The 22,197-nt window shown below is 61.7% G+C and carries 20 protein-coding genes; 14 read left to right on the forward strand and 6 right to left on the reverse strand.

Annotated elements, in window-relative coordinates; all coding sequences use genetic code 11:
• The first annotated feature begins 134 nt into the window (after nt 1–134).
• The 14 genes from LVY75_06110 to LVY75_06175 all read left to right on the forward strand — a co-directional run bounded on the left by LVY75_06110 (nt 135) and on the right by LVY75_06175 (nt 16,372).
• Nucleotides 135–1,619 carry a sugar ABC transporter ATP-binding protein gene (locus LVY75_06110; protein XAZ19723.1) on the forward strand — a complete coding sequence of 495 codons (1,485 nt, stop codon included), beginning with the start codon at nt 135–137 and terminating at the stop codon, nt 1,617–1,619.
• On the forward strand, nt 1,616–2,674 hold the full coding sequence (locus LVY75_06115) for an ABC transporter permease (GenBank protein XAZ19724.1): 1,059 nt from the start codon (nt 1,616–1,618) through the stop codon (nt 2,672–2,674). The genes LVY75_06110 and LVY75_06115 overlap by 4 nt, the downstream gene beginning before the upstream one ends.
• Before the next feature lie 114 nt (nt 2,675–2,788).
• The gene (locus LVY75_06120) at nt 2,789–3,799 is read left to right on the forward strand and encodes a sugar ABC transporter substrate-binding protein (protein XAZ19725.1); all 1,011 of its coding nucleotides are present in this window, start codon (nt 2,789–2,791) and stop codon (nt 3,797–3,799) included.
• Nucleotides 3,800–3,859: 60 nt separating this feature from the next.
• Nucleotides 3,860–5,410, forward strand: coding sequence for a sugar ABC transporter ATP-binding protein (locus LVY75_06125; protein ID XAZ19726.1), 1,551 nt, complete (start codon nt 3,860–3,862; stop codon nt 5,408–5,410).
• Nucleotides 5,400–6,419 carry an ABC transporter permease gene (locus LVY75_06130; GenBank protein XAZ19727.1) on the forward strand — a complete coding sequence of 340 codons (1,020 nt, stop codon included), beginning with the start codon at nt 5,400–5,402 and terminating at the stop codon, nt 6,417–6,419. The genes LVY75_06125 and LVY75_06130 overlap by 11 nt, the downstream gene beginning before the upstream one ends.
• Nucleotide 6,420: 1 nt before the next feature.
• Nucleotides 6,421–7,398, forward strand: a complete 978-nt coding sequence (locus tag LVY75_06135) for an ABC transporter permease (GenBank protein ID XAZ19728.1) — start codon at nt 6,421–6,423, stop codon at nt 7,396–7,398.
• Between the two features lie 33 nt (nt 7,399–7,431).
• Complete coding sequence (locus LVY75_06140) at nt 7,432–8,832, forward strand: LLM class flavin-dependent oxidoreductase (GenBank protein XAZ19729.1); 1,401 nt, start codon at nt 7,432–7,434, stop codon at nt 8,830–8,832.
• 123 nt (nt 8,833–8,955) lie between these two features.
• Nucleotides 8,956–10,566, forward strand: coding sequence for an ABC transporter substrate-binding protein (locus LVY75_06145; protein ID XAZ19730.1), 1,611 nt, complete (start codon nt 8,956–8,958; stop codon nt 10,564–10,566).
• 40 nt (nt 10,567–10,606) lie between these two features.
• Entirely contained in the window at nt 10,607–11,596 is a 990-nt protein-coding gene (locus LVY75_06150; protein ID XAZ19731.1) for an ABC transporter permease, read from the forward strand.
• Nucleotides 11,593–12,423 (forward strand): ABC transporter permease, encoded by an 831-nt coding sequence (locus LVY75_06155; protein XAZ19732.1) that lies wholly within the window; start codon nt 11,593–11,595, stop codon nt 12,421–12,423. The genes LVY75_06150 and LVY75_06155 overlap by 4 nt, the downstream gene beginning before the upstream one ends.
• Nucleotides 12,420–13,202: an ABC transporter ATP-binding protein gene (locus tag LVY75_06160; GenBank protein ID XAZ19733.1), complete on the forward strand. Its 783-nt coding sequence runs from the start codon at nt 12,420–12,422 to the stop codon at nt 13,200–13,202. Before LVY75_06155 ends, LVY75_06160 begins: the two co-directional genes overlap by 4 nt.
• Entirely contained in the window at nt 13,199–13,978 is a 780-nt protein-coding gene (locus tag LVY75_06165) for an ATP-binding cassette domain-containing protein (protein XAZ19734.1), read from the forward strand. The genes LVY75_06160 and LVY75_06165 overlap by 4 nt, the downstream gene beginning before the upstream one ends.
• Before the next feature lie 11 nt (nt 13,979–13,989).
• Nucleotides 13,990–15,084 (forward strand): aminotransferase class V-fold PLP-dependent enzyme, encoded by a 1,095-nt coding sequence (locus LVY75_06170; protein ID XAZ19735.1) that lies wholly within the window; start codon nt 13,990–13,992, stop codon nt 15,082–15,084.
• A 433-nt stretch (nt 15,085–15,517) separates the two neighbouring features.
• Complete coding sequence (locus tag LVY75_06175) at nt 15,518–16,372, forward strand: glycerophosphodiester phosphodiesterase (protein XAZ19736.1); 855 nt, start codon at nt 15,518–15,520, stop codon at nt 16,370–16,372.
• On the opposite strand, the gene LVY75_06180 is transcribed toward LVY75_06175, so the two are convergent.
• From LVY75_06180 to LVY75_06205, 6 genes are read right to left on the reverse strand one after another with little or no spacing between them, the layout of a single operon-like run.
• Nucleotides 16,369–17,184 carry an inositol monophosphatase gene (locus LVY75_06180; GenBank protein XAZ19737.1) on the reverse strand — a complete coding sequence of 272 codons (816 nt, stop codon included), beginning with the start codon at nt 17,182–17,184 and terminating at the stop codon, nt 16,369–16,371. The genes LVY75_06175 and LVY75_06180 overlap by 4 nt on opposite strands.
• Entirely contained in the window at nt 17,184–18,191 is a 1,008-nt protein-coding gene (locus tag LVY75_06185; protein XAZ19738.1) for a LacI family DNA-binding transcriptional regulator, read from the reverse strand. The genes LVY75_06180 and LVY75_06185 overlap by 1 nt, the downstream gene beginning before the upstream one ends.
• Nucleotides 18,175–18,948: a glycerophosphodiester phosphodiesterase gene (locus tag LVY75_06190; GenBank protein XAZ19739.1), complete on the reverse strand. Its 774-nt coding sequence runs from the start codon at nt 18,946–18,948 to the stop codon at nt 18,175–18,177. Before LVY75_06190 ends, LVY75_06185 begins: the two co-directional genes overlap by 17 nt.
• A gap of 3 nt (nt 18,949–18,951) precedes the next feature.
• Nucleotides 18,952–20,001, reverse strand: coding sequence for an ABC transporter ATP-binding protein (locus LVY75_06195; GenBank protein XAZ19740.1), 1,050 nt, complete (start codon nt 19,999–20,001; stop codon nt 18,952–18,954).
• Nucleotides 20,001–20,843, reverse strand: coding sequence for a carbohydrate ABC transporter permease (locus LVY75_06200; protein ID XAZ19741.1), 843 nt, complete (start codon nt 20,841–20,843; stop codon nt 20,001–20,003). The genes LVY75_06195 and LVY75_06200 overlap by 1 nt, the downstream gene beginning before the upstream one ends.
• 3 nt (nt 20,844–20,846) lie before the next feature.
• The gene (locus LVY75_06205; protein XAZ19742.1) at nt 20,847–22,148 is read right to left on the reverse strand and encodes a sugar ABC transporter permease; all 1,302 of its coding nucleotides are present in this window, start codon (nt 22,146–22,148) and stop codon (nt 20,847–20,849) included.
• Between the last annotated feature and the right edge of the window lie 49 nt (nt 22,149–22,197).

Here is a 22,197-nt window from a genome sequence, read left to right on the forward strand (position 1 = left end):
TTAATGATCCGATTTTTGGCGATTCAGGAGATTCTTTGTTCCCGTCGCTGGGCGACCGCGGCAAAGGCTTGCCTCGCAGTTCAGGCATGCGTCAGGCCAATATTGCGGCTCGAAAGCAGACCCGGATATGCCCGATGCCGCTCCTTCACGTTGACAATATCACCCGCAGTTTCGGGTCCACCCGCGCGCTTTCCGGCGCACACTTCTCTATCGAGCGGGGCGAAATCGTCGCGCTGATGGGCGCCAATGGCGCCGGCAAATCGACGCTGGTGAAAATTGTTTCGGGCGTGCTTGCGGCTGACGGCGGCACGATCAGTCTGAATGGCCGGACCTTTTCACCCAAAACGCCATCCGAGGCGGCAAAGGCCGGCGTCGTCACCGTGCACCAGTCGACAGATCTTGTCGGAGCGGCAGGACTGACAGTTGCCGACGCCCTGCTGCTGCATCGCTTTGCGGAGGGCAGCACACCCTTTTTTCTTTCTCGGACAAGCGTGCGCCGTGAAGCGCTTGCCATGCTCGACGCGGCCGGCTTCTCGCTGCCGCTCGACCGGGATTTCGGCGATCTGACCGCCGCCGACCGTCAGCTCGTTGCGATCGCCCGCGCGCTTGCCGACAAGGCCGAGTTGCTGATCCTCGACGAGCCAACCGCAAGTCTTTCGGCGGAAGAAAGCCGGCGCCTGTTCGACATCCTGCTCACCTTACGAGCGCAAGGCCTTGCCATCCTCTACATCTCCCATCGGACCGCCGATCTCGAATCGATCGCCGACCGGGCGCTCGTCATGCGTGGCGGCCGCATCGTCGGCAGCTTCAACCGGCCGATCGACTTTTCCAGCGCCATCGAAACGATGATCGGTCGCAGGCTTGAAGCAGCGCGGCCAGCCGCCCGCCCGGCGACTGGCTCAGCCATTTTCGAAATGCATGGCATCCGCCTTCTGCCGTCAAGCAAGCCCTTCGACCTGACCCTGCATGAAGGCGAGGTCGTTGCCGTCACAGGCGTGCTGGGAGCCGGCAAAAGCCGCCTGTTGTCGTCGATCTTCGGCATTCGAGACATGGCTGACGGCGCGATGCAACTCGACGGCAAGCCTTATCGGCCGAAATCGCCGGCCGAGGCGATTGCTGCAGGCGTCGCCATGGCAGCCGAGGATCGTCATCGCTCCTCGCTGATGCCGGCGGCGTGGCCCGGCAATTCGCTCGCAGCCACCATCAGCCTTCCGCATCTTGCCAAATGGTATCCGAGCGGCCTGCTTTTCGGCGGCCGCGAGCGGCGCGAGGCGGAACAGGCCATTTCCCGGCTCGGCATCAAGGCCGCCGGTCCGCTCGCTTCGATCTGGTCACTATCGGGCGGCAATCAGCAGAAGACTGTCATCGCCCGCTGGGAGGCGGAGCCAAGCCGGCTGCTGCTGCTCGACGAGCCGTTCCAGGGCGTCGATGTCGGCGCCCGCCACGACATCATCCAGGCAATCCGGGCGCGCACCGACCGCGCGACGCTGATCGCGACATCCGATCCCGAAGAGGCCTACGAGGTCGCCGACCGCATCCTGACAATCGAGCACCACACCTTGCTGCGCGACCTTATCGACGATGCCTCTTCTTCATCCCGACAGGAACTTTCCGCATGACAACCATCGATGAAGAGGCCTTGCCAAAGGCAGGCTCGACCACACAGAACCACAGCCAGGGTACCCGCGTTCCAGCGCTCGGCAGCTTTCTGCGCGCCGGCGCGGTGTTCATCCTGCTCGGACTGATGATGATCGGCTTCACGATCGCGCAACCGGCCTTCGTCAATATCGGCAACCTGATGAGCATCCTTCAGTCCGTATCTGTCGTTGCGATCCTCGGTGCCGGCGTGACGGTAACACTTGCTGTCGGCGGTTTTGACCTCTCGATCGGTGCGGTCGCCGCCTCCAGCGTCATGGCCGCGAGCTATGCGATGATCGTCTGGCATCTCGATGTTTTCGCCACAGTGCCGTTGGTGCTTGCCTTCGGCGCCACGGTTGGGCTCGTCAACGCCTTGCTCATCGTGCGGCTTCGCGTCCCCGACCTGCTGGCCACCCTTGCCATGATGTTCCTGCTCTCGGGCCTGCAGCTTATTCCGACGGCCGGGCGGTCGATTTCGGCAGGCCTTGTCCTGCCAGACGGTTCCAAGGCGACCGGCGCCTACGATCCGGCTTTCCTGCTGATCGGCCGCTACAGCCTCTTTGCCACCCTGCCCGTCTCCGTGGTGCTGATGGCCATCGTTGCCATCGCCCTGTTCGTGTTGACCGAGCGCACTCGCATTGGCCGGCTGCTCTTTGCCACCGGCGGCAACGAGGTGGCGACGCGGCTTGCCGGTGCGTCCACCACGCGGCTGAAGACGCTCGCCTACGTCATCTCGGGGACCCTGGCATCCCTTGGCGGTATCGTGATCGCGGCCCGTGTGGGGCGCGGCGATGTCTCCTCTGGCGGATCGCTGCTGATGGACTCGGTCGCGGCCGCCCTCATCGGCTTCGCCGTTCTCAACCTGCGCCGACCCAACGTGCTTGGCACCATTGCCGGCGCCGTCTTCGTCGGCGTGCTGCTGAATGGCCTGACGATGCTGAACGCTCCCTACTACACGCAGGATTTCGTCAAGGGCGCCGTGCTCGTCGGAGCCCTTGCCCTGACCTATGGGCTCGGTCGCAACAGCGATCGCTGAAGCCAGCTTTAGCTTCAGAAAATTTCCTGTGGCCGCATGCTTTTGGAATAACGTACCTCTTATGCGCCTTAAATCTATATAATTTATAGCCTATCAAATTGAGAGGGTATCGTCATGAATGAAGGACTTGGAGGCGGCTTCGGACGCCGTGAAATCTTGAAACTTGCTGCCGTCGCAAGTGCCACCTTTGCAGGCGCCAGCATGCTGACCGCGCCGGCTGTAAGGGCCGACGACGAAGGGCTTTCCCTGAAAGGCAAGCGCATCGCCATCAGCGCTACCGGCACGGACCACTATTTCGATCTGCAGGTCTATAATGCCCAGATCGAAGAGGTGAAGCGGCTCGGCGGCGAGCCGATCGCAGTCGATGCCGGCCGCAACGACGGCAAGTTGATCGCCCAGTTGCAGACACTCGTCGCCCAGAAGCCGGATGCGCTGGTACAGATCCTCGGCACGCTCAGCGTCATCGATCCCTGGCTGAAAAAGGCCCGTGACGCCGGCATTCCGGTACTGACCGTCGATGTCGGCTCGACCAATTCGATCAACAACACGACGTCGGACAATTGGGGCATCGGCAAGGACCTGGCCCTGCAGCTCGTTTCCGATATCGGCGGAGAAGGCAATATCGTCGTCTTCAACGGCTTCTACGGTGTCACGCCCTGCGCCATCCGCTACGACCAGCTCGTCAACGTCGTCAAGTATTTCCCGAAGGTGAAGATCCTGCAGCCGGAATTGCGCGACGTCATCCCGAATACGGTCCAGGATGCCTTCACGCAGATCACTGCGATCCTCAACAAATATCCGGACAAGGGCTCGATCAAGGCCGTCTGGTCGGCCTGGGATATTCCGCAGCTCGGCGCAACGCAGGCGATCGCCGCCGCCGGCCGCAACGAAATCCGCACCTATGGCGTCGATGGCAGCCCGGAGGTTCTCCAGCTCGTTGCCGACAAGAATTCACCGGCTGGCGCCGATGCTGCCCAGCAGCCGGCGGAGATCGGCCGTGTCGCAGTCCGCAACGTTGCCAGGCTGCTCGCCGGCCAGACGCTGCCGCGCGAGACCTACGTACCGGCGCTGCTGGCCAACAAGGAAAACGTCTCCGAGATCATCAAGAAGCTCGGTATCGGCTGATATCAAGGCGGGCCTTGCGGCTGATGCCGCAGGGTCCGCATGTCCCTGGAAAGCGGCATCATGACTGTACCCGTCCCGACGCAAGCGACAGCCGACGATAATGTCATCATTCGCTTCGATCATATCGTCAAGCGCTTCGGCGGCGCCCAGGCACTGGCCAGCGCATCACTCGCCATACGTCGCGGCACCGTCCACGGCCTCGTCGGCCAGAACGGAGCCGGCAAGTCGACGCTGATCAAGCTGCTTGCCGGGCTGCATGTCGCGGACGAAGGCACGATCGAAATCGAAGGCAAAGCCTATGATCGGCTGACACCGCATCTGAACGAAGAGCTGGGCATCCATTTCATCCATCAGGACAGGCTGCTGGTTCCGACATTCACGGTCGGCGAGGCACTGTTTCTCGGCCGCGAGACGCGGCGTGCGGGAACACCCTTCCTTGATCGCCGGGCAATGCAGAAACGCGCCGGCGAGATCCTTGCCAATTATTTTGGGATCACTCTGCCGAAGAACGCCCTTATCGGCGAGCTCTCGACCGCCGAAAAGCAGATCGTCCAGATCACGCGGGCATTGCTCCATCAGCCGAAAGTTCTCGTCTTCGACGAGCCGACCGCTGCATTGGTACGGCGCGAGGCTGAAATCCTCTTCCGCCTGATCCGCCGGCTGCGCGACGAAGGTGTTACCATCATCTACATCTCGCATTATCTCAACGAGATCGAAGAACTCTGCGATCACGTCACCGTACTGCGCAACGGCCGGGATGTGGCCTCGCTGCCGATTGGCGGGACCTCGGCCAAGGCGATCGCCGGTCTGATGATCGAGCGTGACCTCACCGAAATGTTCCCCAAGCGCCGGGTCGATCTCGGCGAAGCGATCCTGAATATCCGGGGGCTTTCGGCACCCAACCGCTTTGACGACGTCAGTTTCAGCCTGCGCCGCGGCGAGGTGCTCGGCATCACCGGCCTCCTCGGCTCCGGCGCCAAAGACCTGATCCGCACGCTTTTCGGTCTGGAACAGGCTGCAAGCGGTCAGATTGAAATCGAGGGACGAGCAGTACGGCCCGGCAGCCCCGCAAAAGCGGTGGACCGCAGGCTTGCGCTTATTCCCGAGGACCGGCGCGGACACGGCGTCGGCCTCGATCTCAGTGTGACCGAAAATATCACCCTCCCGAGCCTTGCCCGTTACAGCCGTTTCGGTTTCCTCAATCGCAAGCGTGAGCGCTCCGACACGGAAGACCTGATCAAGCGGCTGCAGATCAAAACGGCCGGGCGCGATGCGTTGGTCCGCACACTCTCGGGCGGCAATCAGCAGAAGGTGGCGATCGCCAAATGGCTGAGCCGCCAGTCGGAAATCTACCTGCTGGATGAACCGACCGTCGGTGTCGATATCGGCTCAAAGGTCGAAATCTATACGCTGATCGGCGAACTGGCCGCACGTGGGGCCGGCGTTATCGTTCTCTCCTCCGACCTGCCGGAGCTCGTCGGGATTACGGACAGGATCCTGGTATTTTTCCGCGGCCGGCTGATCCGCGAGCTCGATTCCTCGAAAACCACAACGGATGAAGTCCTGTCGATCTCGACCGGCGCTTCGGAAGGATTGCGCCATGTCGGCTGACGTTCATTTCGGGCCTCTTCCCACCGCGTCCACGGACCCCGTGTCGCAAGCCAGGGGCGCAGCGGCGGTCGCGGTGCTCCGCTTCGGCTCGCTGCTTGCCTTCGCGTCCATCCTTGTCGTGTTCTCTTTGACGGCGCCTTATTTTCTGTCTGTTGGCAATATCGGCAATGTTCTCGGCCAGTCCGCCATTTCCGGTATATTGGCGATCGGACTGACAGTCGTGCTGATCGCCGGAGGCTCGAATGTGGTCACCGGCGGCATCGACCTGTCGTTGGCGGCCAATATGGGCCTGAGCGCTGCAGTCTATGCGACCCTGATCCAGCTTGGCTATGGTGACGCAACAGCGGCGGCGGCGGCTTTGTTGACCGGTGTTGCGATCGGCGCGGTCAACGCTGTCGCCGTCGTACTCGCGGGAATCGTCCCGCTGCTAGCTACGCTCGCAGTGATGAATGTTGTCGCCGGCCTCGAACTTGTCCTGACGCAGAACACCGTCGTACCTGCGTCGACCGATTTTCTGACGGCTGTTTCGGCCTCCGATAGTTTCGGCATCCCCATTCTCGCCTACGTGCTGCTCGGCTTCACGGCAATTGCCACGGCGATCGTGCAATATACGCCGATCGGGCTCAGGCTTTATGCCGTCGGCGAGTTTCCGGACGCGGCACGCGCCGCCGGCCTGCCGCTCAAGCGGCTGCTTGCCGGCGCGTTCATCGCCAGCGGGCTCTGCGGCGGTTTTGCCGGCATTCTCTCGGTCTCCTATCTCAGCGGCAGCACGACCGGTTCGGGCGAGGCGCTGCTGCCTGTCGTCGTCATTGCGCTGCTCGGCTCGATCTTTTCGCGGCGGCTGGTGCCGACCATTCCGGGAACGCTGATCTCGGCGCTGTTCATCGGCTTCCTCACCAACGGCTTTCAGCTCCTGAACCTGCCAAGCACGCTCGTCAGCGGTGTGCAGGGCCTTCTCATCCTGATCGTCGTGTCGGCCACGACATTACTGCGCAAGCGGGAGATCTGATATGTCCGCCTCAACTTCAGCCGGACGCTCGCTCGCCGGCCTCGCACGCTTTGGCCTGATCATAGCGCTGATCGTGGTTTTCTCTGTGTTCTCCGTCCTCGCGCCCACCTTCTTCACTCCCGGCAACCTGCAAAGCATTCTCGTCAACAATTTCACGCTGCTTGCCATCGTCTCGATCGCCATGACCTTCGCGGTCTCCGCAGGCGGCATCGATCTCTCGGTCGGCACGGCCGTCGATTTTGCAAGCTTTGCCTTCGTCTCCTTCGTTCTGGCGGGCCAGCCGGTGCCGCTCGCACTCATCGCCGGGCTTACAGCCGGCGCGCTGGTCGGCGCGTTTAACGCTGTCCTCGTGTCCGTGATCGGCGTCGCACCGTTTCTCGCGACACTCGGCACCCTCTTTATCGGCCGCAGCGTCCAGCAATTGCTGACCAATGGCGGCAACCCGGTTTATCTTCCGCCCTCGGGAGTGCCGGAAACCTTTCGCTTTCTCGGCCATGGCACGATTGCCAACGTTCCGGTGCCGTTGGTGATCGCTGCCATCGTCATCGCGGGCGCAGCCGCAGTCTTCGCTCGGACCCGTTTCGGGCGCGTAGTCGTCTCGATCGGCATCCAGCCGAGCGTCGTGCGCTATTCCGGCATCGGTCTCGGCGCGCCTGTTGCCGCCACCTTCATTCTCGCTGGGCTGATTGCCGCCGTTGCCGGCCTCATCCTGACGGCGACGGTAACCGTCTACATCCCCTCCTCCGGCAATGCGTTCCTGCTGAACGCCATCGGTGCCACCTTCATCGGCACGACGCTGTCGCCGCTCGGCCGGCCCAATGTGCTTGGCACCGTCCTCGGCGTCCTGCTCCTCAGCATCGTCGCCAACGGCCTGCTGCTAACCGGCCTGAACTTCTACTGGCAGCAGGTCGGCACCGGCACGCTCATCTTTGCCGTGCTCGCCCTCAGCTTCATCAACAGAAAAACCGTCGGCGCCTGAAGCGCACCTCGCCGACAACGCAGGAAGAATGACATGACCCGTGAAATCAGGCTCAACGCCTTCGACATGAATTGCGTCGGACACCAGTCGCCGGGGCTCTGGCGACATCCGCGCGACAAATCCTGGACCTACAAGGATCTCGATTATTGGGTGCATCTGGCAAAGACGCTGGAGCGCGGCAAGTTCGACGGTCTCTTCATCGCCGACGTGCTCGGCGTCTATGACGTCTTGAACGGTAATGTCGATGCAGCGCTTCGCCATTCGGCGCAGGTGCCGGTCAACGATCCGCTGCAGCTCATCCCGACCATGGCGTATGAGACCGAACATCTCGGCTTTGGCCTGACGGCTTCGCTCTCTTTCGAACACCCTTATACTTTTGCCCGGCGCATCTCCACGCTCGATCATCTGACCAAGGGTCGCGTCGGCTGGAATATCGTCACCTCCTATCTGAACAGCGGTGCGCTCAATATCGGCCAGGCCGCGCAGACCAACCATGACGACCGCTACGACCTCGCCGACGAATATCTCGAGGTCTGCTACAAGCTCTGGGAGGGAAGCTGGGAGGACGATGCCGTCGTGCGCGACCGCGAAACCGGCATTTTCACCCATCCGGAAAAGGTCCATCCGATCAATCATTCGGGCAAATATTTCAACGTTCCCGGCATTCACCTGAGCGAGCCCTCGCCACAGCGCACGCCGGTGCTCTACCAGGCCGGCGCCTCGAGCCGCGGGAAGGATTTTGCCGGCGCGCATGCCGAATGCATCTTTGTTGCAGCTCCCTCCAAGGCAGTACTGAAGCGCTATGTCGCCAATGTCCGCCAGGCGGCCGAGCGGCTCGGACGCAATCCGCGCGAAATCCTCGCCTTCAACCTGCAGACCGTCGTCCTCGGCGAGACCGATGCCGAGGCACAGCGCAAGTTCAACGAATATCGCCAATACGCCTCCTTCGAGGGTGCGCTGACGCTGATATCAGGCTGGACCGGCATCGATTTCGGCCAGTTCGGTCCGGACGAAGTTCTGCGCCATCGCTATACCAATGCCGTCCAATCGGCTGTCGAAACCTTCACGACCATCGATCCGGATAAGGAATGGACCGTACGCGAAATGGCCGATTGGGTGGGCATCGGCGGCTTCGGCCCAGTCTTCGTCGGCTCACCGTCGACAGTCGCCGATCTGATGCAGGAATGGGTCGAGGATACCGACGTCGATGGCTTCAACCTCGCCTATGCGGTGACCCCCGAGAGCTTCGAAGACACCGTAGACCTGTTGGTACCTGAACTGCAAAAGCGCGGCGTCTACAAGACCGAATACCGGCAGGGTACGCTACGCGAAAAGCTTGGTGGCGCGGGACCGCGGCTGGTTGCGCCGCATCCGGGAGCGTCCTATCGCAATCTCGGCATTGACGCGCCGCGGCTCGTTGTTGGCAACCGCTGAAAAATAATGGCTGGGTGACAAAAAATATCTCGCCTGGCCATCCTGTTCGAATTTAATTCCTGTCACAATTAACGTTTCAACTCGAATATAGATCATTGAATTTCTTGGATATCAGGAGCGGGCATGACTATTGCAGATATCTCTCGGCGCGGCCTGCTGAAGGGCACGGCGTTGCTTCTCGGAACGACAGCGTTGTCGCGTATTGCGCTGGCGCAGGACGTGCCGGCCGGCGGGCGCCTGATCGTTGCAGCCGATTCCGAGCCGAAGAACCTCAACCCCGCAATCGTCGCCTCGAACGGCGTCTTCTTCATCGCAAGCAAGGTGATCGAGCCGCTCGCGGAGGCTTCCTACGAAGGCTCGGACGGTCTTGCGCCGCGTCTCGCCACGTCCTGGGAAGGCTCAGCCGACGGGCTCTCCGTCACCTTCAAGCTGCGCGACAACGCCACCTGGCATGACGGCAAGCCATTCACCTCGGCCGACGTCGCCTTCTCGGCGCTCAACGTCTGGAAACCGCTCCAGAACCTCGGCCGCCTGGTCTTCGCCAATCTGCAAGCAGTCGATACGCCCGACGATCACACGGCGATCTTCCGTTTCTCGAAGCCGACGCCCTTCCAGCTCATCCGCAATGCGCTTCCGGCCGTCACCAGCGTGGTTCCTAAGCATATTTTTGAAGGTACCGATATCGCCAAGAACCCGGCCAACAACACGCTTGTCGGCACCGGCCCGTTCAAGTTCGCCGAATACAAGCCCGGCGAATATTACCGGCTGACGCGTAACGAGAATTACTGGAAGAAGGGCGAGCCAAAGCTCAACGAAATTGTCTACCGCGTGCTGCCTGATCGTGAATCGGCCGGCGCCGCACTAGAGGCCGAGGAAATCCATCTCGCCGCCTTCTCAGCCGTGCCGCTTGCCGATCTCGACCGTATCTCCAAAGTTGACGGCATCAAGGTGATCTCCAAGGGCTATGAGGCGCTCACCTATCAGCTCGTCGTCGAGATCAATCATCGCCGCAAGGAGCTCTCCGATCTTCGGGTCCGTCAGGCGATTGCCCACGCGATCGACAAGAAGTTCGTCGTCGATACGATCTTCCTCGGCTATGCGACGGAATCCACCGGCCCTGTTCCGAAGAATTCGAAAGAATTCTACACGGCCGATGTCGCCAACTATAATTTCGACGTGAAGGCGGCAAACGAGCTGCTGGACCAGGGCGGCTATACCAAGGGCTCCGACGGCAATCGATTCCAGCTCAAGCTGCGGCCGGCACCCTATTTCAACGAGACGCGCCAGTTCGGTGATTATCTGCGCCAGGCGCTCGCAGCCGTCGGCATCGATGCGGTCATCGTCAATGCCGATGCCGCCGCACATCAGAAGGCCGTCTATACCGACCACGACTTCGATATCGCCGTCGGTCCGCCGGTCTTCCGTGGCGATCCGGCCATCTCGACCACCATTCTCGTACAGTCCGGAACGCCTGATGGCGTGCCCTTCTCAAACCAGGGCGGCTATGTCAGCGCCGAGCTCGACAAGATCATCGCGCAAGCAGCAGTGACCGTGGACACCGCCGCGCGCACCGACCTCTATTACAAGTTCCAGCAGCTTGTGGTGGCCGAACTGCCTTTGATCAATGTCGCCGAATGGGGCTTCATCACGGTTGCCCGCGATACGGTGCTGAACGTTTCGGACAATCCGCGATGGGCAGTTTCGAACTGGGGCGATACCGCGCTGCAGTCGTGATAGGGTCGAAGGCGCAATTGCGGCAGAGGCCTCATCCGGCGTGAAACGTGCACTTCTCCTCCTGAGACGCAGGATCATCAGCAGCATCCCGGTGCTGCTGATCGTCGTGATCTTCACATTCTTCCTGCTGGAATCCGCCTCCGGTGACGCCGTCGATGCCTATCTCGGCTCGATCGGCGGCGGCGATGCTGCACTCATCAAATCGCTGCGGGAAAGCTACGGCCTGGACCAATCGGTCTTTTCCCGCCTTTGGCTCTATCTGTCGTCGCTCGTTCGCCTCGATCTTGGCTGGTCGGTGGCTTTCAACCGACCGGTACGGGACCTGATCGCCGAGCGGCTACCGAACACGCTGCTCCTGATGGGAAGTGCTACGGCGCTTTCCTTCGGCCTCGGTTCGGCGCTCGGTATCGTTGCCGGCGCAAAGCCGGGCAGCCTGCGCGATCGTCTCCTCTCGATCGGCTCGCTGATCATCTACGCCATACCGAGCTTCTGGCTGGGGCTGGTGCTCAGCATCCTCTTTTCGGTCAAGTTGCGCTGGCTGCCGATTGCCGGCATCGAGACCATCGCCTCCGGCAAATCAGGACTCCCGCAGGTGCTGGATGTAGCGGAGCATCTTGTCCTGCCGGTCGGCGCGCTCGCCTTCATCTATCTCGCATTGTTTCTGCGCGTCATGCGCTCAGGCATGGCGGAAGCCTGGAAGCTCGATTTCGTGCTCTTCGCCCGGGCCAAGGGCCTGTCGCGCAGCCGCATCGTGCTTCGTCATGTCGCGCGCAATGCGCTGCTGCCGCTCGTCACCATGCTCGGACTGCAGTCCGCTGCCATGCTCGGCGGCAGTGTCGTCATCGAAAGTGTCTTTGCCATTCCGGGCTTCGGCAGGCTGGCGCAGGAGGCGGTCAACGGCCGGGATGCGCCGCTGCTGATGGGCATCATCGTCACGAGCGCCGTCCTCGTCATTTGTGTCAATTTTGTCGTCGATCTGGTCTACGCCGTCCTCGATCCGCGGATCGGCGCGTCGGAGGGCCGGGCATGACCCTGCTGCGCCGTCTCCTTCGAACCTCCGAAGGTACAATCGGGCTTGCCATCCTGGCAGCCCTTCTCGCCGCCGGCTTGCTGGCTCCGGTCCTGTCGCCAGGAGATCCGCTGCGGATTGCCGGGCGGGCCATGCTCACACCATTCGCCGATATGAGCTTGCCCCTCGGCACCGACAGACTGGGGCGCGACGTACTGGCAGGCCTGCTCTACGGTGCGCGGACTTCGTTGGCCGTCGGCATTGCAGCAGCTTTTTCCGCCATGGTGCTCGGGCTCCTTGTGGGCATGGCTGCGGGTTTTGCTGGCGGTGTCATCGACGAGGCGCTCATGCGTATTGTCGATGCTTTCCAGATCGTTCCGGGCTTCCTGCTGGCGCTTGCCTTCGTCAGCGTCATCGGGGTTTCAACACCTGTCGTCGTCTTTGCCATTGCGCTCGGAGCCTGGGCCGATCCTGCGCGGCTGGCTCGAGCGCAGGTCCTGTCCATCCGCGAACGGGATTATGTGGCTGCTGCACGCGTGATCGGCATGCATCCGGCCGAGATCGCCTTCAAGGAAATCCTGCCGAATGCCCTGCCGCCGGTGCTGGCGCTGTCGGCCACAATCGTTGCCGGCGCAATCCTCACGGAAGCGGCACTTTCCTTCCTCGGTCTCGGCAATCCCAACCTTGCCACCTGGGGCTCGATGATCGCCGAAGGCCGCAGCGTGCTGCGCTCGGCCGCCTATCTTTCTGTGCTGCCCGGCATGGCATTGGCGATCACGGTGCTTGGCGTTCACCTTTTCAGCGAGGGCCTGACCAAAGCGCTCGACAGTGGCGGAGGGCCGCAATGACCGCTCTCTTCTGCTGCGTGAAAGGGCTTTCTGTCCGTTATGAACACGAGGCGGCGTTGAGTTCCATCGACCTCGATCTCATCGAGGGCGAGAGGCTGGCAATCATTGGCGAAAGCGGGTGCGGCAAAAGTACGTTTGCCCGGGCGCTCGCCGGCCTTCTGCCGGTACAGGCAAGGATCGAAGGCAACATAATCTGGCCGGCGCTCGGCCATGCTCCGCTTCCCGGCCGCGATTTCGGTTTTGTTTTTCAGGACCCCGGCACCAGTCTCAATCCGGTGCTGACGATCGGCGAGCAGGTTGCGGAGGGTGCCCGACGACACCTGGGCCTCGGCTGGCGGCAAGCCTATGCACGCGCCGAGGAACTGCTGGAGCGCGTAAGCCTACCGCAGCCGACAAACATCATGCGCGCGTTCCCGCACCAGCTCTCGGGTGGTCAGCGGCAGCGCGTGGCGATTGCGGCAGCGATTGCAGCCAGACCCGCCCTGCTCATCGCCGATGAGGCGACCAGTGCGCTCGATGTCGTGGTGCAGGCCGAGATCGTCGAACTTCTCGACAGCCTGGTGCGCGAAGAAGGCATGACGCTTCTCTTCATCACCCATGATATCGCGCTTGCCTCCGGCTTCGTCGATCGCGTCGCCGTCTTCCACGGTGGAGCGTTGGTGGAGACCGGCCCCGTCCGGTCGGTGCTGTCATCGCCAGCCGACGGCTATACGGCTGCCCTGATCGCCAGTCATCGCGATCTCTCCACGCCGCCACTGATCGCCGAGGTGGTGTCATGACCGGGCTTCTGACGGTAAATGCACTTGCCAAGGCTTACTCCAGTTCCGGACGGCAGGTTGCGGCTCTCGACGCTGTTTCGCTGACAATCGCAGCCGGCGAAACCCTGGGGCTGGTTGGAGCATCCGGCAGTGGAAAATCGACCCTGTCGCGCGTCCTTCTGCGCCTGCTGGAACCTGATTCCGGCTCTATCAGCTTCGAGGGACAGGACTGGCTTGCGCTGCGCGGAGCCGAGCTGCGACGCAGGCGTGCGCGCATGCAAATGGTGTTTCAGGATCCACTCGCAGCCTTCAACCCATTGGCCTCCGTCGCCTCCGTTCTCGACGATCCGCTGCGGATCCACGCCATTGCGGACAGGAAGCAACGGCCGGCGGAAATCACTGCCCTGCTGGAACGCGTCGGCCTGCCCGCAACCCTCGCTCCCCGCCCGGTTCGCACGCTGTCGGGCGGCCAACGACAGCGCGTTGCTATTGCCCGCGCTATCGCGACGCGGCCTTCACTGTTGGTGCTGGATGAAGCCGTTTCCGCGCTCGACGTGACGGTTCGTAGCCGCATTCTCGAATTGCTGGTCGAACTGCAGCGCGAGCATGGCCTTGCCTATCTCTTCATATCCCATGACCTTGCGGTGGTGCGCGCGATCTCGCATCGGATCGCGGTCATGGATTCCGGCCGGATCGTCGAGGAAGGGCTGGCGGCAGATGTCGTCAATGCGCCGCGATCCGAAGCGGCGCGCCGGCTCGTTGCGGCGGTGCCACGCCTTGTAACCGAACCCGTTTGATGGAGCTGCGCATGACCGAAGTCGCCTGGAACCCGCTCTATGGTGCGCCGGTCTATCCGGCTGAACGCTACGCCGCCCTCACTCGCCGCATCGGCGGGATCCTGAAGACGAACAACGACGTCCTGCTGGTGCAGGCCGAGGCCGTGGTCGCGCTCGAAGCCGTTGCGACCAGCCTTGCCAGACCTGGCCTCTCTGTACTCAACATCGTCACCAGCCCTTATGGCAACTGGTTTGGACAATGGCTGCGACGGGGCGGCACTCACGTCGTCGATATCGTCGCTCGCCCCGGCCTGCCGATCGAGCTCGACGCGATCACAGTCGCGCTCGATATCAACCCCAATGTCAGCGTAATGGCGCTTGTCCACGCAGAATCGGCAAGCGGCATCCTCAATCCATTGCCGGAGATCATCGCTCTCGCAAAGGCGCGAAGCATTGTAACTATAGTCGATGCGGTTGCCTCCGTCGGCGGTCACTCGCTCGATGTCGATGCGTTGGGTATCGATATCGCCGTGATCGGTCCACAGAAAGCACTGGGCGGGCCGGCAGGCGTTTCCGCGCTGTCGGTCAGCCGGCATGCCTGGGAACTGATGCTTCATGACGGCGCACCGCGGGATTCCATCCTGTCGCTGGCCGACCTGAAGGCCTGGGTGGATGCCGGCCGTGGCGTGCTGCCGGGAACGCCGGCGCCGTTGGAATTCTTCGCGCTGGAAGCCTCCCTCGACCAGGTCGAGGCCGAAGGGCTGGCGCAGATCATTGCCCGCCATGAGAAAGCCGCTTCGGCGAGCCGAGCCGGCCTGACAGCGCTGGGCACGAGCCTTTGGGTGCCGGCCGGACAGGGTTCGAACCTCGTGACGACGGTCTCGCTGCCGTCAGAACTTGGATCTGCGTCTGTGATCGCCTTTGCCGCAGGATTAGGCGTCGAACTGACGCCCGGTGTCGGCACGGGCTTGTCTCACCTCATGCGTATCAACCACACAGGCGCGCGGGCAAGCTTCCCGACCGTGCTTGCAAATGTCGTGGCTTATGGCGCTGCACTTCGGCAGGCTGGGTTCCCGGCGAATATCGGCGCGGCTTCGGAAGCTGTCACGAAGAGCTATTGCGGCTGATTGCTCCTCAGTACCAGGAGTTCGGCGTTGGCTGCCAGAAGAACAGTTCTTCCTCCCGCAGGCTACGCAGACGGCTTTCGGCATCCGCTCCCGCAGCGCGGCCAGGAGTTTCGGGCGCCACGTGGTCACGGCCCCGGAAAAGCTTCGCTAGGAAAGTTTTGAATGCCGCAAACATACGTCACCTCCTGGAAAACCGAGCCTGGATTCTCGCACGTATCGCCGGCGCAGAAAATATTGTCTACAAAATTAGTATTCTAATTTGCGCTGTTACGCTGCATGCGGACACCATCGGAAGACCGACTCACGAAAAAGACCATGTTCGGTGCAAGAGAAGCGACTGCCGGGAGATCGGGCTTAATCTGCCGCAGGCCCTTGAGAATCGGATCTTTCCGATGCACGAAGAGGCAGAAACGAACAGGCCGAGGATGATGGAATGGCAGACGCACGCGGGCTTCAGATAGTGTTCGAGAACCATGTGACCCTGCTGAAATGGCACCGGCTGCGCCGGCGCATGGCCGATCCGTTGTTTTCGGCAGAAGTGATGGCAGACGGCTTCAAGGCCGGCGCCTCGATGGAGCTTGATCTGAGGGTGCGCGCCGATGGCGGTTTCGTCGTGCTGCATGACAGGGAGCTGGAAGGCGAGACTTCGGGGCACGGCATCATTGCGCAAAAGAGCCTTACCGATCTACGCGATCTGCGCATGAAGGACGGCAATCGTCCGATCCTCACCAGCGAGGATCTGGCTGCCATGCTGCAATCGGCCCATCCGGACGCATTGCTGCAGTTCGACATGAAGGACGATTACGAGGTGATCGGCGAAAAGGGCATCGCCCATCTTGCTGAAAACCTGCAGCAGATATCCGCCTCCGTTATCGTCAGTGCCGGAAGCCTGGAGCTGATGCTGGCCGTCAAGGAGAAGCTGCCGCATCTGCGCCGCGGGATCGATCCCACCGACAAGCTCGGCAATATCTACAAGGCCGAAGGCTGGAAAGCGGTCGAAAAGGAATTGCTCGCCGACCTGCGTGGGCCAACGGAGCCAGAGACAATCTACCTCTACTGGCCGATACTGCTCGATGCGGCAGAGGCTGGCCTCGATATGATCGCGCTCTGCCACGACGAGGGCAAGCGGGTCGACGCATGGACCTTCACGCTGAAGGATCCCGACGGCGGCTTCAGCGATACGGAATGGACGAAGTTCTCGGCCCTGGTCGCCTTGAAGCCGGATCAGATCACCACGGACGAAGCTCAGGCGACCGAACGGGCGTGGTTGAAGCGCATGGCGGGCTAGAGAGCCAGACCTTCGAACTCGACGAGGAAGGCGAATTCTTCTGCCAGTCCAGGCGAATGGGCGATAACAGGACCGCCGTCCTCCAGCAGCATGGCGACAGGCGGAATGGCGACCTTCGCACCGGCCTCCGCGGCGATCAGCGCGCCGGCCAGCATGTCCCAGGCATTCAGATGCCGTTCGTAGAAGAGGTCGGAAACACCTTCCGCCACGCGTACGAGATCGACTGCCGCCGCACCCATGCGGCGATAATCCATTCCACGTTCGTAGAGCCGCTTGGAAAGCGCCGCATAGTCATCGAAGCTCGTCTTGCGCGAATGGCCGAGCACAACAATCGCATTGGCGGGATCGGTCGTCGGAGCGGCGTGGATCGGCTGGCCTTCCTTGAGGGCGCCGCGGCCGCGGATCGCGGAGAAAACCTGGTCGTTGGCCGCGTCGTAGACCACGCCGATCTCTACCTTGCCACCAACAACGAAGGCGATTGAGACGCCCCAATGGCGGAAACCACGGATATAGTTGGTGGTGCCGTCGATGGGATCGACGACCCAGGTGCCGGCAGAGCCGGATTTGCCGCCGCTTTCCTCGCCCATGAATGTGTCATCGGGAAAGCGCGCCAGCAGCCCTTCGCGGATAGCCTGTTCTGCCTGCCTGTCTGCGACGGTGACGAAATCCTGCAAGCCCTTGTTTTCGACATGCAACGCGCCCGGGTTTCCTTCACGCCTGAAGCGCGCAGCCTCGCGTCCAACCTTGCGGGCCACGTCGATTGCGACCTCCGCCCGCGCGGTCAGAGCGGAGGTATCGAATGCGGATTTCATCAAGCAGTCCTTCTTTTGATCAGCGTCACGGGGGTAAATTCGACGCGGGCGGTCATATCCGGTTCGGCCATCCTGCTCATCAGCAGATCGACGGTCTGTTCGGCCTGCAAATCGCACGGCTGGCGGATGGTCGTAAGGTCATAGGCCGACCAGCCGGCCTGCGGAATGTCATCGTGGCCGACGATGCGGAACGGCGGCTGGTCCTCACGACCAAGCCCCTTCATGACGCTATCGATCACGCCGCAGGCCATATAGTCGTTGGCGCAGAACAGGCCGTCGATACCGAGCGACAGAAGGTCGGCGGCTGCGTCATAGCCACTCCGATAATCGTTGATTTTCAATTCGATCATACGCGGCTCGAGGCCAGCCTGCCGACAGGTGGTCATGAAGGCTTCACTGCGCCGTCGCGCCGTATAGGAGATAGCGGGTGCGGCCATGACCGCCGGCGCCCTGACGCCGCTTTCCAGCAAATGCGTCGCGGCAAGGTGGCCAGCCATCCGGTCATCGGAGATGATGCGGTCGACGAACGGGATATCGTCGCCCTTGTTGATAAGGACGATCGGCACACCTTCGGCGGCACATTGCTCGCAAATCTCCGTCGGCGGCGCATCCGACGTGACGATAACGCCTGAGACTGCATAATGCAGAAGCTGGCCGATGACCGTTGAGGTGTCTGCTTCCTTCGACGTCGGCAACAGGATCGGGCGGAAATTGCGGGCGATCAATACACGCGCCAGATGCTCGATCTGCATCGTGCGGAACGGATTGTCGAGGCCTGCGGCAACGAGACCAACGAGATCGGAGCGCTTGTTGGTAAGGCTGCGGGCAAGATAATTTACCCGATAGCCGAGTTCCTTGGCCGCCTGATAGACCTTCTCGCGAGTCTTCGGCGAAACGCTTGCGTCCGGCGTGAAGGCGCGCGAAACGGCAGCGCGTGAGACGCCTGCCACACGCGCCACATCGAAGGACGTGACCTTTCTCGGTCCCTTGTTATCCCTGTCGGCCATGCTTCTCATCCCTGGCGGCCGGGCGCATCAGATCTGGCAGATCCGTACAGATGCCGAGCACCGGAAGCTTCATGATGTCCGCCAGGATGGCCGGCCGCTCCTCGTGCCAGAGCACGATCTCGCGGCCTTCGCCGAAGGCTCTCTGCGTCAGCTCATCGGTAACCAGGTCCTGCGGCCGATCGCCAGCCCTTTCCCAGCAGAGGTGCAGAATATCTGCGCCTGCCTCGTCGCCAGCCGCATGCGGATCATGGCCGACGCGGATCAGGACAGAGAGAGGATAGTCGCAGCCGGCATCGCGGAGTTCGCGCACCTGTGCGGCGTCGAAGGAACCGAGACAGGCGAAACGCTGGTTCTTTTCCCTAAGATGCTTCCAGCACAAAGGTCCCGTGCCCGGCGCCTTGAGCTCGATGTAAAGGCCGGTATTGGTCCGCCGACCGAGGGCCGCGACCGCCTCGAAAGTCGGAACGTTGACACCTTCGAGGATGGCAAGCTCGACAGCCGTCATCTCCGAAATGCGCCTGTCGATGCCGAAGACACGTTCGAGGTGATCGTCGTGACAGACCACGACCACGCCATCCTTGGTGAGCTGGGTATCGAGCTCCCACATTTCCGCGCCGAGTTCGGCGGCACGCTGGAAGGCTTCCAGTGTATTTTCCCGCTCATGGCCGCTGGCACCGCGATGGCCGATACAGAACGGCAGGCTTCCCTTGTTTGACGGCCAGCCATAGCGCTCGAAGAAAGACGAGAAATCACGCATCGCTCAAAGCCTCCGGCCTTCCTCGTCGAAAACGAAAACGCCTCGGCTATCGATTGCCCATTTCACCTCATCGCCGACAGTGATGTCGTTGCGAACAGGCTGAATGGAACGTAGCAGCGAACCGCCGGCAAGCCGGACGTCGTAGAGGTTCTCGCGACCCTGCGTTTCGGCGAAAGTGACCTTACCTGGAACGGCGACATCACCGGCCGGGCTGAAATGTTCGGGGCGCACGCCGAGCGTCAGCTTGGTGCCCTCCGCAGCCTTGACCGATACCGGAACGCGGATTTCGCTCTCCGGCATGGCGAAAGCGCCGTCCTTCATGACGCCGCGCAGGAAGGTGATCGGCGGATTGCCGAGGAAGCCGGCGACAAAGGAGGTGCGCGGGTCGTGATACATTTCGGAGGGTGTGGCGATCTGCACGATCTCGCCTTCCTTCATGATCGCGATGCGGTCGCACATGCTCATCGCTTCCACCTGATCGTGGGTCACGAGAACGGCGGTGATACCGGTCTCGCGCTGGATGCGGCGGATTTCCGAGCGCATTTCGAGGCGAAGCTTCGCGTCGAGATTGGCAAGAGGTTCGTCGAGCAGTAGGACATCCGGCTTGCGGATGAGCGCACGGGCGAGCGCCACACGCTGCTGCTGGCCGCCGGAAAGCTGTGCCGGCCGGCGCCCCATCAGATTGCCGATCTGCACGAGGCCGGAAATGCGTTCGACCTCCTTGCTGATCTCAGATCCGTTGACACCCTTGACCTTCAAGGGAAAGCCGATGTTCTCGGCAACCGTCATATGCGGATAGAGCGCATAGGACTGGAAGACGACGCCGACATTGCGCATCTGACTCGGCAGGTTGGTGACGTCACGATCGCCGAAGAGAATACGACCGCCAGTCGGGCGATGGATGCCGCAGATGGCAAAAAGCGTCGTCGACTTGCCGCAGCCCGAGGGTCCGAGCAGCGCCAGCATTTCGCCGCTGCCGACTTGGAGCGTCATGTTCTCGATGACCTTGGTGGAGCCGAAGCTCTTCGAAAAATTGTCGAGGAGGATACGCATCAGCCTTTGCTCCCGCCGCCGTAGATGTTCATGAGATATTTGTGGAAGAGTGCGTAGGCGATCAGAACCGGGATGACGTAGAAGACGCCGACCGCCTTGAACATGTTGAAATCATAATTGTTATCGTCACCGAGGAAGCCGGCGAGATAGACCGAGAGCACCTGCACCTGATTGCCCGGGGCGAGGACCTGCGGCAGGATGAATTCGCCCCAGCCCGACAGGAACGAGAAGAGGCCGAGCGCCATGATACCCGGGCCGACCTGCGGCAGAACGAGGCTGCGCCAGACACGGAAGCGCGAAGCGCCGTCGACGACGCCAGCCATCTCGATTTCCCAGGGAACGGTGTCGTAAAAGCCTTTCATCAGCCAGATGCCAAGCGGCAGGTCGATCGCCGCCTTGACCAGGATGACGCCGATCAGGGAATTATAGAGGCCGATCATCTGCAGCACGATGAAGATGGCGATGATGAGCGTCACCGACGGGAAGGCGTGCAGCACCATGACACCGGCAAGGAAGAAGCCGCGTGCAGGTACATTGAGCCGCGAGAGCACATAACCCGCCATCGACGAGACGATGACGACCACGCTGGTCGTGGAACTGGCGAAAAGCAGCGTATTGAGCGTCACGATCCAGATGTTCGGTTTGCCTTCGGTCGTCTGCCACAGGAAGCGCCAGTGCTCGATGGTGAAGCTGGAGGGTATGAGCGAGCCGGCCTCTTTCACCGTTACCGTGTCGATGAAGAAATAGGCGTACATCAAAAGCAGCGGCAGGCTGACGACGGCGAGCACGGCAATGACCGGCCAACTGCTGAAATTCGCGGAAGGTTGCGCTTTTTCGGCCATGGATTAGTCCTCGATCAGCGGCTTGGAGACAAGCGTGCCGTAGTTGAAGATGCGCAGATAGATCAGCGACAATGTCACGCCGATGACCACAAGCACGAGGGCCATGGCAGCACCGAGACCGTATTCCAGGTTGCCGGCGTAGTTGCTGAGCGCCGTATGATAGGCGGCGAGCGCCCAGATCTCAGTCGCCCTGCCGGGTCCGCCGTTCGTCGAAAGCAGGATTTCGTTGAAGGAGGCAAGCAGCGAGAGCGTCTGGTAGCAGGTGACGAAGAGGATCGGCCAGCGCATCTGCGGCAGGATGATGTAGCGGATCTGCTGCCAGCGCGACGCGCCGTCGACCTCGCTCGCATAGAACTGGCTCTTCGGAATGGCCTTCATCGCAGAGGAGAAAACCAGCATGCCCATGGAGGCGCCGATGAAGCCGTTGATCATGACAACGAAGATCCAGGCGTTATAGGCGTTGTCGAGCAGGTAATTCTTGGGTGGGTAGCCGAAATTGCCCATCAGCGTGGAAATGAAGCCCGTGTCCCAGGCAAGCCATTTCCAGAGCATGACATAGATGACGACAGGCGTGATACGCGGCAACAGCCATACGCCGCGGAAGAAGGAAGCCGGTGCCGCCGGCATATAATGCGTCCAGATGGCAAGCAGCAGTGCATAACCAACGTTGAAGATCGTCAGCACCAGCGCGACATAGAGCACGGTGTTGAGAAGAACGCGGGCCATATCCGGCGAAGAGGCCATGCGTGAGAAATTGTCTGACGTCCAGATCCAGCCGGTATAGGTGGCCTTGGCGACAGCCTCCTTCTGCTCCGGCGTCAGCTTGAAGCCGAGCGTATCGAGGGCGGAAAAGAGCTGATCCTTGCTGTCGAAACGTGCGTTGACGACCGAGCGGTTGAACTGGTCGGAGATCTGCTTGACTTCGCGCGTCGAGGGGCGCTCGTTCAGGTCCTTGATCATGCGCTCGATCTCGCGGCGCGAAGGAAAGACCTCGTTCATATGCTTTTCCCGCAGCTCCGAGACGATGCCGGCGGAGAGATTGAGGCCTTCGAGGGCCTTGAGGCCTGCCTCGTCGATCGTGTAGCGCGGCTCGCCGAGCTGATCGGCAATATCCGGCATGGCCGATTTGAGCGTGATCAGCGAATTCGGCGCGACCTGATAGACGCCGCCGGAAATGCCGGTCGCCGTCGTCATGTTCGTCATCGAGAAGACGGCCGTCAGAACGACCGGCAGCAGGAAGAACAGAAGGATCATGATCGCTGCAGGTGTGATCATCACCAGCCCAAGCGTTCTGGACGATTTCATGGAAGTCCCCTCATGGACGACGCTCCGGAAAGCGGTGTTTAGCCACCGC

This window comes from Sinorhizobium sp. B11 (assembly GCA_039725955.1).
Taxonomy (GTDB): domain Bacteria; phylum Pseudomonadota; class Alphaproteobacteria; order Rhizobiales; family Rhizobiaceae; genus Rhizobium.